Consider the following 3,882-nt stretch of genomic DNA (forward strand, 5'->3'; position numbering starts at 1 on the left):
TAAATAAAACCTTATAAAACAATGACTTATGTTTTGTTTGATAGGAGCGGGTTCACCCGCGAATCAGACACCACTGTGGATGGCACGGGCTTCGCCCGTGTTCGCGGGTGAACCCGCTCCCACAGGGGGCGTATCAGCCTTCGGAATTTGAGCAATACAGACCTACCATGACCGCGTCAGCCTCTAGCTTCGAGGTGATCGCCGCGCAACCAGTCGATGAAGCGGGCAAACAACTCTGATTGCGAGTTGATCTCCAGCTTCAGGTACAAATTCTTGCGGTGCATGCGCACCGTCTCCGGCGAGATACCCAGCTCCAGCGCAGTGGACTTCACCGAATGCCCACGCAAGATCATATGCGCCACCTCCCGTTCACGATCGGTCAGCACCTGGCAGCCGAAGCTGTCGAATGCCGCCTGCAAGCTGCCCCGCTCGGCCGATGCAGTGCCAGGCTCCAGGTTATGCCGGGCATAGCGCCCGAGCAGTTCGCGCACCATCGGCTCCAGCGCGCGCAGCAGGTCGATTTGCCCGGCGCTCAGGCGTGTGCCGCTGCAGCCTTGGAACAGGCTCAAGGACAGCTTGCGGCCAGCGCTGAGGTCGACGATGTAGTAACTGTCCTCACTGCACCCCGTGCCCAGGTAGTAGGCCTTGTAATAATCGCTGTCGAAGAAGTTGTCTGGGGCGATTTCCTGCAGGTGGTAGAAGCCCTCGGCCAGGCCGCTTTGCACGGCCAGGCAGAATGGGTCGAGCAGGTAGCCGGCGCTGAAGTAGCGTTCCAGCACGGCAGCGCGGTGCAGGTCGGGGATGCCTTGCTGGTACAACAATTGCGGCGCCCGCCCCTGGCATTCGAGGCTGATCATCATCGACTCCACCTGCACCAGTTGGCTGATGGCAACCGCCACATACGCCAGCGCGTCGGGCGATTCGCTGTGCGCCAGCGCACGTTGCAGCGCCGCATGCCATTGCTGCAATGCGCCCAGTGAAAGGGTAAGCGGGGTATCGGGAGAGGCCTGGGTCATGCCCGGCAGTCTAGCCTGCCAGGCACGCCCGCGCACAGCCCTTTGCGCCAGGTTCATCGGCCCTGGTACAGCCCAAGCGCGGTGAGTTCGCGCGCGGTTTCGATGATGCACAGGCGCAGGATCTCAACGATCTCGTCCACCTGCGCATGGGTGACGATCAAGGGTGGCGACATCACGTTCAGGTGCATGATCGGGCGCACCAATAGCCCGCGGGCCTGGGCCTTGCTGTGGATGCGCTCGCCAATGTTCACGGCATCCGGGAACAGCGCCTTGCTGACCTTGTCGGCAACGAACTCGACACAGGCCATCAGCTTCATGCAGCGCACATCCCCCACCAGCGGCAGCTCGCGCAGGCTCTGCAGGCGTTGCTCCAGGTAGCCGCCAACGTCCTTGACGTGGTCCAGCAACTGCTCACGCTCGATGATCTCGATGTTCTTCAGCGCCGCGGTGCAGCACACGGGGTGACCGCTGTAGGTGAAACCGTGGGTGAAGCAGCGGCCCTTGCCCGGTTCGGCGATCACCTGCCAGATGCGTTCGGAGAAGATGCACGCGCCCAGCGGCAGGTAGGCCGAGGTAAGGCCCTTGGCGGTGGTGATGATGTCCGGGGTGACGCCAAACAGCTCCTCGCTGGCGAAGAAGGTGCCCAGGCGCCCGAACGAGGTCACCACTTCGTCGGCGACGAACAGGATGTCGTAGGTCTGGCACAGCTGCCACATGCGCGCGAAGTAGCCCTTGGGCGGAATGATCACCCCGCCCGAGCCCATGATCGGCTCGGCGAAGAACGCTGCCACGTTGTCGGCGCCCAGCGAAAGGATCTTGTCCTCGAACTCGGCTACCAGGAAGTCGAGGAACTCGGCTTCGTCCATGTCGTCCGGGGCGCGATACGGGTTGGGGTTGGACACGTGGTGGATCAGCCCGTGGGCGTAGTCGAACTCCGGCACCCGGTCGGCGGCCTTGTTGCCGATCGACATGGTCAGGGTGGTGGAGCCGTGGTAGGCGTTGTAGCGGGCGATGATGTGCTTCTTGTGCGGTTTGCCGCGGCAGTTCTGATAGTACTGGATCAGCCGGTAGGCGGTGTCGACCGCGGTCGAGCCGCCGGTGGTGAGGAACACGTGGTCAAGGTCACCCGGCGCCAGTTGCGCAAGCTTCTGGCACAGCTGGATGGCCACGTCGTTGGCCATGTCCGAGAACGGGTTCGAATAGGCCAGCTGGCGTACCTGGTCGGCGATGGCCTGGGCCATTTCCTCGCGGCCCAGGCCGATGTTGGTGCACCACATGCCGCCGACGGCATCGAGGAAGCGGTTGCCGTGGGTATCGCGGATATAGGCCCCCTCACCGGCAACGATGTTCAGCGCGCCTTGCTCGCGGTGCTCGTCGAACACATGGTAGCCGTGCATGTAATGGGCCTTGTCGGCTTCCACCAGCGGGTCGTGGGCAATGACGGATGCTTTGCTTGGGGTGGCCATGGGCAGCTCCTTGGCGGGAATCGTTGGGCAGTGTTCAGAAACCGGTCTTGACCGTGCTCCAGACCCGGGTGATGGCGCGCATGTCCTTCGGGCCTTGGGTTTTCTGGGCGAACAGGCGCTCGCGGGTCTGGGCGTCGGGGTAGATGGCCGGGTCCTGGCGGATGTCTTCACGCACCAGCGCGGTGGCGGCAGCGTTACTGTTGGCGTAGTGGATGTAGTCGGTGACCTTGGCCATGGTCTGCGGCTGCAGCAGAAACTCGATGAAGCGATGGGCGTTGGCCGCGTGTGGCGCATCCTTGGGGATGTACAGGTTGTCGAACCAGATCAGCGAGCCTTCGTTCGGGATGAAGAACGACAGCTTGATGTCCTTCTTCGCTTCCACCGCGCGGGCCTGGGCGGTGGCGTAATCACCGGACCAGGTCAAGGCCAGGCAGACATCACCGTTGGGCAGGCTGGTGAGGTAGTTGACCGAATCGAACTTGCGAATGTACGGGCGGATGCCCAGCAGCAGTTGCTCGGCGGCCTTGAGGTCCGCCGGCGAGGCGCTGCGCGGGTTCTTGCCCAGGTACTGCAGGGCCAGTGGGATGACTTCGGTTGGCGCGTCCATCAGGGTGACGCCGCAGTCGGCGAAACGCGACACCACCTTGGGGTCGAACAGCATGGCCAGCGAACCGATCGGCGCATCGGGCATGCGTGCGGTGATCTTGTCGACGTTGTAGGTCACCCCCGAGCTGCCCCAGGTGTAGGGCGCCGAGTACTTCAGGCCAGGGTCGTAGCCTTGCAGGTTGTTCACCACCTGTTCATCGAGGTTGTGCCAGCTGGGCAGTTGCTGCTTGTCCAGCGCCTGGAACACCCCGGCGCTGATCAGCGGTGGCACCAGGGAGGCGTTGAGCATGACCAGGTCGTAGCCGGACCGGCCGGTGAGCAGTTTGGTCTGCACCGTTTCGTAGCCGTCGAAGGTGTCGTAGATGACCTTGATGCCGGTGGCCTTCTCGAAATCGGCCAGGGTGGTTTCGCCGATGTAGTCGGTCCAGTTGTACAACCGTAGTGTGTTGCCGCTGTCCACCGCTGCCGCCTGGGTCAGGCCGGCGCCAGACGCCAGCAGCAGACCGCCAATCACCTTCAGTACCTTGCGCATGGCAACTCCATCGTGTGAGTGCTCCGGATCGAGCCGATGGGCTAACTATCGAGGGATTTGCCGAGGGCGGACATACCCCGAATGTGTGGGTGGTCGTTTTTTGGCAGGTGAATTTTGTATCAAGGCCACTGGCCCTATCGCCGGCAAGCCAGCTCCCACAGGGCCTGCATATGGCTTGAGGTCTATGCAGCACCTGTGAGAGCTGGCCCCACAGGGTCTGCAGATGGCTTGAGGTCTATGCAGCACCTGTGGGAGCTGGCCC

The 3,882-nt window shown here is 62.8% G+C and carries 3 protein-coding genes; all 3 read right to left on the minus strand.

Translation table 11 applies throughout. The annotated features are described in order from the left end of the window. Positions 1 to 176: 176 nt before the first annotated feature. From TZ03_RS27800 to TZ03_RS27810, 3 genes are read right to left on the minus strand one after another with little or no spacing between them, the layout of a single operon-like run. Positions 177 to 1,016, minus strand: a complete 840-nt coding sequence (locus tag TZ03_RS27800) for a helix-turn-helix domain-containing protein (RefSeq protein ID WP_236692926.1) — start codon at positions 1,014 to 1,016, stop codon at positions 177 to 179. A 53-nt stretch (positions 1,017 to 1,069) separates the two neighbouring features. Continuing rightward, positions 1,070 to 2,482: an aminotransferase gene (locus TZ03_RS27805; protein WP_051101523.1), complete on the minus strand. Its 1,413-nt coding sequence runs from the start codon at positions 2,480 to 2,482 to the stop codon at positions 1,070 to 1,072. Positions 2,483 to 2,516: 34 nt separating this feature from the next. Beyond that, entirely contained in the window at positions 2,517 to 3,620 is a 1,104-nt protein-coding gene (locus tag TZ03_RS27810; protein ID WP_051101524.1) for a polyamine ABC transporter substrate-binding protein, read from the minus strand. Between the last annotated feature and the right edge of the window lie 262 nt (positions 3,621 to 3,882).

The sequence above is a fragment of the Pseudomonas sp. 10-1B genome (assembly GCF_000935045.1).
GTDB lineage: Bacteria > Pseudomonadota > Gammaproteobacteria > Pseudomonadales > Pseudomonadaceae > Aquipseudomonas.